The organism is Microbacterium sp. A93 (assembly GCF_051842835.1).
This window is the reverse complement of record NZ_JBPXMT010000010.1, coordinates 232591-240491: the sequence shown is the minus strand read 5'-3', so window position 1 is coordinate 240491 and position 7901 is coordinate 232591. Positions and strand designations below refer to the sequence as shown.

Here is a 7901-nt window from a genome sequence, read left to right as displayed (position 1 = left end):
CGTGGACGGCGCCGTCCACGGGGCCCCGGCCCACCTGGATCTCACGGCCAGCGAGCTGACCACCGGCGCCCTGCCGGTCACCCGCCCCGCTGACCAACACACCACGGCAGGGCCCGACGACGGCCGGGACTCGTGCACTGCTGCCTCACCTCCCTCACCTCCCGCACTTCCCGCACATCCCGGCGCGCTGCCCGCTCCGGATCGGTCCGGTCTGCTGGCCCGGCTGCGGGCGAACTTCGGCTGGCTGTCCGGCACCGCCCTGGCGGTGCTGGCCGTCTCCCTGGGCTCCGGGATGCTGATGTCCGGGACCGAGGTGGCGATCGTCGCGGAACTGGAGCAGGACGGGGCAGCCGCGCAGGCCGGCGTCGTGATCGCCTTCTGGTGCGGGGCCTCAGCGGTGGGCGGGATCCTCTACGGGGCGCTGGGCCGACGGGTCTCGCCGCTGCTGCTGCTGGCCCTGTTCGCGCTCGGGACCTTGCCGATGGCCGTCGTGGACGGGGTGTGGGCGCTCGCGGTGGTGTCCATCATCTCGGGTCTGTTCACCGCTCCCACCCTCTCCGCCGCCTCCGCCCTGATGTCCCACGTGGTGACCGAGGACCGGCGGGGGGAGGCCATGGGCTACTACGGTTCGGCCATGACCGCCGGCGCGGCGATGGGGGCGCCCGTGGCCGGTGCCTTCATCGACGGCATCTCGCCGGAGGCCGGGTACCTGTTCGCCGGGCTGATCGCCCTGGGGCTGGTGGGCGTGGCCGTGGCGGCCCGGAGCGTGGTGCGCCGCCGGCGGGCTCGCTAGGGTCGGCAGGGTGGTGGAATCAGCACACTCGTACGTCCCCGTCTTGGACCTGCCGGATTTCCCGGTGCCCAGCCATGATCCCCGCTCCGTCTCGGACGCCCTGCGTCCGGACACGGCGGTGGCGCGGTCCAACACCGGTGCCGTGGTGCTGCTGCGGCATGCGGAGGTGCTGGTCCCCGGGGTACTCGTAGAGCTCGGCGACCTCGCCGGCCAGCGTCCACGCCACGGGCAGGTCCTCCTCGCCCCAGGCGTCGGCGCTCTTCAGGTGCAGGTCCAGTAAGACGGCCTCCGGCCAGCGCGGCGCGAAATGATCGACCGGCAGGGCGGCCGAGAGCGCCACGCAGGCCCGCGCGGCGGGACGGGTCTGGGCCAGCCGGTAGGCCGGCATGGCCTCGAGGGAGATCCCGATGAACGCGGTGGCGCCGGGGTGGGAATCCGCTGCCCCCTCCGCCCGGCGCACGATGCCGTCCACGCCCACCTCCTGCTCGGCGTGCGTCACCCCCTCCTCGATCGTGGCGAACGTGCGCCTCTCGACGAGGTCCGGGGTGTGGACGTCGTGGCCCGCCGCGGTGGGCCGGCCGGCGAGCCAGCGGACGCCGTCGGTCCACCCCAGGGCGTGGTGGAACAGCAGGATCTCGCTCATGGGCAGGATGATCCGGTGCCGGGCTCGCCCGCGGATTTGCTGGCCGGCGGGCCGAATGCTGTCGGCAGTGTGCTCGGCAGCGCCGCCAACTGCACGGCCACCCCTGGCGCGGGATGCTCTGGGGAGACCATCACGGCCCGGCCGGGGACCTCCTTGACCCGTTGCAGGGTGGGCCAGACCATCCGGTGCTCCGGGGTGGTCCCGGCCGGCAGGTAGAACCGCAACGGGACCTGGCCCAGGGCCCGACCACCGGCCAGCTCCCGCCCGCCGAACAGGGCGACGGACAGGACCCCGGGCCCGTGGTCCCGCATCAGGTGGGTCAGGTGTTCCTCGAACGTCTCGTATCCCGTCCCGATCCGCTGGGTGGCCCAGCGTCCCCAGTGGGTCACCACGAGCCGGACGCCGGACGGCCGGGCCAGCTCGGACCGGAGCCGGTCGAAGACCTCGGCCAAGGCCTCCGCGGTGGCCTGGTCGGCGGTGAGGACGGACCAGTGGGCCGGGGGCCGTGGCGGACCTGCCGGTGCGGTCCCTCCGGGGGTATGGAACACGGCGGCGCCGTCCAGGACCACGGTGGTCACGGCCGAGGCATCGGCGGTGTCGGCCGCCTCCTGATCGGCCAGTTGGATCAAGACGCTGCGGGCGGCCTCGTCCACCCCGCCGGCGGCCGTGCCAATCCACGCGGCCGGGGCATCCAGCCCGGGCCGCCAGCGCACGGGGACCTGCGCTCGCTTCCGGGGCAGGTCGGCTAGGCCCACGACGACGGCGCCCGACACCGCGGACCGCTCGGCGGGCGTCGTGGTCCAGGAATCCGGCAGGGCAGGGGTGACGGCCACCGGCGGGACCGGCAGGTGGCGGTTCTCGGCCTCGTTCCGGATCAGGGCCACCAGGTCCGGCCACGGGGCGGGGGTGGTGTCCGTGTGGCCCGGTGTCCACGGGGCCAGGGCCGGAGGGCCGGTGGCCACCGAGAACTGGCCGGCGCGGAACGGCCGGGCCGGCTGGCCGCCGTGCTTGAGGTACGCCTGACCGGGGGAGCCGGCCGGGATGGTGAAAGCCTCCGCAGTCCCCAGCAGGTCCCAGGATTCCTGTTCGGTGGCGGTCCGGAGGCAGATCACGGTGCCGAGGTTGGACCGGATGTCCGGGCCCACGGCGCCCTGGGCCCGCTGGGTGGCCAACACCAGATGGAATCCGAGGGATCGGCCGGTGGCGGCCAGACGGGCCAGCAGTGCGGCGGCCTGCGGGTGCTCGTCCATGAGGACACGGAGCTCGTCCACCGCCACCACGAGCCGGGGAAGGTCCGCGCCCGGGTGTGAGCGCCGGTAGGAGCGGAAATCGGTGGCGCCTGCAGCGAGGAACAGCTCCTCCCGGCGTCTCAGCTCGGCGCTCAGCGCGTCGAGGGTGCGCAGTGACTCGGCTTCGGCGAGGTTGGTCTCCACCGACATGGTGTGGGGCAGCCTGGCCAAGGCGGCGAAGGAGGAACCACCTTTGAAGTCCATCAGGACGAAGGAGACCTCCGTGGCCGGGTGGGCGGCCGCCATCCCCGTCAACAGTGTCAACAGGAGTTCCGACTTGCCCGACCCCGTGGTGCCGGCCACGAGGAGGTGGGGGCCGTGGGCCACCAGGTCGATGCCCACGGCGTCCTCTCCTGAAGCCAACTCGACCGTCAGGGCATCAACGGCCGTGCCCGCCATCAGCGGATCCGGCAGCGCCAACCCGGCCGCCCCGGCATCCAATCGGGGGCGCTCCGTGGCACCCATCTCGTCCAACAGCCAGTCCACGGTCGGGGCGGTCATGCCGTGATACCTGAATCCCGTGAACTCCAGGTCCGCGAGCCTCGCGAGGCCTCGATCGGGGTCCAGCCGGTCCTGCGCTGCCGCCGTGTCGCCATGGGCGTCCTCCCGATCCTCGGATGGACTGGTCTCGCGCAGGAGCACCCGGTGCCAGCCCTCCGGGAGGCCCTGGACGGTGGTTCCCGGCCAGCAGAGGACGGTACCGGGGGAGGCCCCGGGGCCGCCGCCCCATCGGCGCTCCCCGTCCGGGGTGCGGACGAGGACGCCGCGCCCCGTGGCCACGGCGTCGCGGCACAGCTGCACCTGCAACCAGGAGGCCAGGGCGTTCAGGGTGGTGGGCTGACCGGTGACCAGCGTCGCGCCTCCCCGGCGCAGGACCGAGGTGGCCGGCAGCTCCACGGTCGCCCAGCGGCCCCAGGCATCGTTGTCCTTCTCCGAGGCCATGGGCAGGCGGGCCGTGCCCATGCCCCAGCGGACGATCGGTCCCTCGGTGCCGGGCGGCGCTCCGCCATGCACACCGAAGCGGTCCACGGCAACAGACCGTGCGGCCAGGGACAGCCGGCCCGGAGTCGGGACGGCGTCGTGGAGTTGATCGCGGATCTGCCGGGCACCGGCCTGGATGCGTTCGCGGTGACGCCGGGCCGCGGCTCGGTGCTGGGACCACATGACCGCCACCACGGCCACAGAGACCAGGCTGAACAACAGGAAATACCACAATCCGGTGACCACGGCCATGACAACGCCGATGACCAGCGGGCCGGTGGCCATGATCGCCTGCAGGAGTGGGTTGGGGCGAACCGGTTCTGCCCCGGGGTCGACGAGTAGCGCAGGCAGGGGCCGGGCCGGGGCCAGCGCGTCCGGCCGCCCGCGGGTCAGCCGGAACTCGGAACTTCCCGCACCATAGTGACGGTCGCCGTGCCACCAGGAGGCCTCGCGGCCTGGCTGCTCCGCCCGGGAGCCGAGCTCTGTGATGCGGACACCGTCCGGTTCCATATCCAACCGGAAGTGCGGGGCGGACAGGAACGGGTCGGCCAGGCGCCACTCGGCCCCATTGCGGCCCACCGTCAGACCGGACCGGGGCAGGGGAGCCAGCCGGCCGGCGTCGGGCCCGTCCTCGGTGACCACCAGGACCTCCGGGCCCTCGTCCCGGGGACCTGGCGGTTGCCCCTCGCCCCGCCCGTCGCCCGGGCGCGCCACCACGGTGTGGATCTCCGCCTGGGACGCCGGCCCCCCGGACTGCGTCGAGCGGGAAAAACGATATCCGGGGAAGCGGTGGCGTAATAATCCGTCGATCATCACCCAGGGGTCACCCGCAGGGCCGACGACGGGATTGATCACCTGCCACCACTGACCCGTGGCCGTCGGCAGACCCAGGACTCGCAACCACACGCCGAGTTGACCTCCCGCTTTGCCGTTCAGTACCGGTCTCCCGGTACCAATGGCGTCCAGCGTGCCCCAGATCTCTTCACGGCGCGCGCCGGTCTGACCCGGCTGTGGACAACACACCCGGGCGGATGGTTGTCCACAGATTTGTCCTGGACCAGTGGGGTGGCGGTGTAGAACTGGGTACGCTCGGAGCCGAGGGGCCAAGCCATCGGGCCTGTCCTGGAGGGGAAACCATGGAAGCAGTCCGCATTCTGGAGGACGAGGTCCGCGAGCTGATCCGTCGGCGAGGCGTGGATCCGCAGCGTGACCCGGACGGGGTCCGCCGTCTGGTGCAGGATGCCACGGAGGACTACGACGCGCGCTCGTTGATCGGCTCACTGCCACTGCTTCCCGACCGTGCCGAGGCCGCCAAGACGGTGTTCGACTCCGTGGCGGGTTTCGGTGTACTCCAACCCCTGCTGGATGACGAGACGGTCGAGGAGATCTGGATCAACTCGCCGACGGCCGTGTTCTGTGCGCGGGGAGGGGTCTCCGAGCTGACGAACATCACCCTGACCGAGGAGAACGTCCGGGACCTGGTCGAACGGATGCTCAAGACCTCCGGCCGGCGCCTGGATCTGTCCTCTCCGTTTGTGGACGCGTCTCTGCCGGACGGCTCGCGGCTCCATGTGGTCATCCCCGACATCACTAGGCGGCACTGGTCGGTCAACATCCGCAAGTTCGTGGCGCGTGCCCACCGGCTTGAGGACCTCGTCCGGTCCGGCTCCCTGAGTCCCGAGGCGGCCCGTTTCCTGGACGCGAGCGTGGACGCGGGACTGAACATCCTGATCTCCGGCGCCACCCAGGCCGGCAAGACCACCCTGCTGAACTGTCTGGCTGCCTCGATCGGCAGTCGGGAGCGTGTGGTGACCGTCGAGGAGATCTTCGAGCTCAAGATGCCGCTGCGTGACGTGGTGCAGATGCAGTGCCGGCAGCCGAACCTGGAAGGCCACGGGGAGATCCCGCTGCGGCGGCTGGTCAAGGAGGCCCTGCGCATGCGTCCGGACCGGCTCATCGTCGGTGAGGTTCGGGAGGCCGAGAGCCTGGACATGCTGGTCGCCCTGAACAGTGGCTTGCCCGGCATGTGTACCCTCCATGCCAACAGTGCGGCAGACGCGTTGACCAAGATCTGCACCCTGCCACTGATGGCCGGGGAGAACATCTCCCGGAACTTCGTGGTCCCCACCGTCGCCTCCTGCTTCGATCTCGTGGTGCATTGCGCCCGAGACCGTAACGGTCGGCGGACGGTGGAGGAGATCCTCTCCGTGGGTACCCGGGTGGAGGAGGGCATCATCGAGTCCTCGACCGTGTTCCACCGGGTCGACGGCCAGTTGGTCCTCAACCCCTCCGCCATGCTGGAGAACCGCAAGCTCGAGTCGCGCGGCCACGACGTCCGCTCCGTGGTGGGTGTCGGCTGATGGCGCTGTTCCTCGGTCTGATGCTCGGCGCCGGCCTGTTCCTGGTCTGGTGGTCGTTCTGGCCGCGCCACACGACGCCGCGGACTCCGCGCCGGGACAGCAGGTTGCGGCAGGCCCTGGCCCAGGCCGATATCGAACGGGTCGGGCCCGCCGGGCTGGTGGCGGCGATGATCGGGTGCGGCCTGGTGGCCCTCCTGATCGTGTTCATCCTGACCCGCGCCCTGCCGATCGCCCTGTGCTTCGGGATCTTCGGTGCCTTGCTGCCCTGGGTCGCCGTGACATGGCAGGCCAAGAAGCGGCGCACCCTGTTGCGGGATGTCTGGCCCGATGCCGTAGACCACCTGCGATCCGCCATCCGGGCGGGACTGACCCTGCCCGAGGCCCTGATCCAGCTGGGGGAGAAGGGGCCCGTGGAACTGCGGGCCGCATTCCGTGAGTTCGCCCGGGACTACCGTGCCGGACTGCGGTTCACCGACTCCCTGGACCACCTCAAGTTCCGGATGGCCGACCCGGTGGCCGATCGTCTCATCGCCTCCCTGCGGCTCACCCGAGAGGTCGGTGGCGCGGACATCGGCACACTGCTGTCGACCCTGTCCGAATTCCTGCGGGAGGACGCCCGGACACGCAGCGAGTTGGAATCACGTCAGTCCTGGACGGTCAACGCCGCTCGACTGGCCGTGGCCGCACCCTGGGTGGTGCTTCTCTTGCTGGGAACCCAGCCGGAAGCCGTTCGGGTGTACCAGACCTTTTCCGGGCTGCTCGTGCTGGCCGCCGGGCTCGTGGTCTCCTTCGTCTGCTACCAGCTGATGCTGAAGATCGGGACGCTGCCGCCCGAGCAGAGGGTGCTGTGATGACGACGTTCACCATTGCCCTCGTGTTGGGGCTGGCTCTGGGTGCAGGACTCGCCCTGGTCTTGATCGCGTTGCCGTGGGGATGGCGGCCCTCCCTGGCCCGGCGGGTGGAGCCACAGCTGCGCCACCATGCCCCGGTCTCGACGCTATTGGCCGACCACGCGGTGGTGTCCCCCTGGGGAGCCCTGGGGCGCATCGTCCAGCCGGTGCTCACCGAAGGAGTCCGTCAACTGGGGCGGTTCAACCTCGGAAACCAGGGCCTCGAACGCAAGCTGGAGGCGGCCGGATCCCGACTCTCAGTTCAGGACTACCGCGCACAACAACTGATCGCTGCCGCCACGGCAGCCGCCGTGGGGGTGGCCGGGTGTGTGGCGCTCGCCGTCAACGGGACGCTGAACCCCTTCCTCGGTGTGGTGCTGGTGGTGTCCCTGGCCGTGGCGGCATTCTTCCTCCGGGACAACGTGCTGACCAGTCAGGTCAACCGGCGCCGGACCAAGATCCTGAGCGAGTTCCCCTCCGTTGCCGAGCTCGTTGCCCTGTCCGTCAGCGCGGGAGACAGCGCCGCCGGCGCACTGGAACGTGTGGCCACCACGGCTCGTGGCGAGCTGGCGGGAGAGTTTGCCACGGTCCTCTCGGATATGCGGTCCGGATCGTCCATCCACGCCGCCCTGAAATCCTGCTCCCGGCGGATCCAGCTCGCCCCGGTGGAACGGTTCATCGAGGGCATCCTCGTCGCCCTGGAACGTGGGACGCCCCTGGCCGACGTGCTCCGAGCCCAGGCGAAGGACGTCCGGGAGCTCTCGAAGCGCGAACTGCTGGAATCCGCCGGACGCAAGGAGATCGGCATGATGACCCCTCTGGTCTTCGGCATCCTCCCGTTGACGGTCATCTTTGCCGTGTACCCCGGGATCTCCATCATGAACCTCGGCTTCTGAGCCCTGCATCCAACCACCACTCAAAAGATCACTAGTCCTGGAGGGGACC

6 protein-coding genes are annotated in these 7901 nt (G+C 70.8%); 4 read left to right on the top strand and 2 right to left on the bottom strand.

The window, feature by feature from the left end; translation table 11 throughout:
* Position 1 precedes the first annotated feature (1 nt).
* Positions 2-793 (top strand): MFS transporter, encoded by a 792-nt coding sequence (locus ACSU1G_RS23990; RefSeq protein WP_439282532.1) that lies wholly within the window; start codon positions 2-4, stop codon positions 791-793.
* Between the two features lie 19 nt (positions 794-812).
* Here ACSU1G_RS23990 and ACSU1G_RS23985 read toward each other — a convergent pair whose 3' ends face one another.
* Positions 813-1436 (bottom strand): dienelactone hydrolase family protein, encoded by a 624-nt coding sequence (locus ACSU1G_RS23985; protein ID WP_439282531.1) that lies wholly within the window; start codon positions 1434-1436, stop codon positions 813-815.
* The gene (locus ACSU1G_RS23980; protein WP_439282530.1) at positions 1433-4612 is read right to left on the bottom strand and encodes an FtsK/SpoIIIE domain-containing protein; all 3180 of its coding nucleotides are present in this window, start codon (positions 4610-4612) and stop codon (positions 1433-1435) included. The genes ACSU1G_RS23985 and ACSU1G_RS23980 overlap by 4 nt, the downstream gene beginning before the upstream one ends.
* A gap of 230 nt (positions 4613-4842) precedes the next feature.
* On the opposite strand from ACSU1G_RS23980, the gene ACSU1G_RS23975 reads away from it, so the two are divergent.
* The 3 genes from ACSU1G_RS23975 to ACSU1G_RS23965 are packed head-to-tail and all read left to right on the top strand — an operon-like array spanning position 4843 to position 7852.
* Complete coding sequence (locus ACSU1G_RS23975) at positions 4843-6066, top strand: CpaF family protein (protein WP_439282529.1); 1224 nt, start codon at positions 4843-4845, stop codon at positions 6064-6066.
* On the top strand, positions 6066-6917 hold the full coding sequence (locus ACSU1G_RS23970) for a type II secretion system F family protein (protein WP_439282528.1): 852 nt from the start codon (positions 6066-6068) through the stop codon (positions 6915-6917). Before ACSU1G_RS23975 ends, ACSU1G_RS23970 begins: the two co-directional genes overlap by 1 nt.
* The gene (locus tag ACSU1G_RS23965) at positions 6917-7852 is read left to right on the top strand and encodes a type II secretion system F family protein (protein ID WP_439282527.1); all 936 of its coding nucleotides are present in this window, start codon (positions 6917-6919) and stop codon (positions 7850-7852) included. The genes ACSU1G_RS23970 and ACSU1G_RS23965 overlap by 1 nt, the downstream gene beginning before the upstream one ends.
* The last annotated feature ends 49 nt before the right edge of the window (positions 7853-7901 follow it).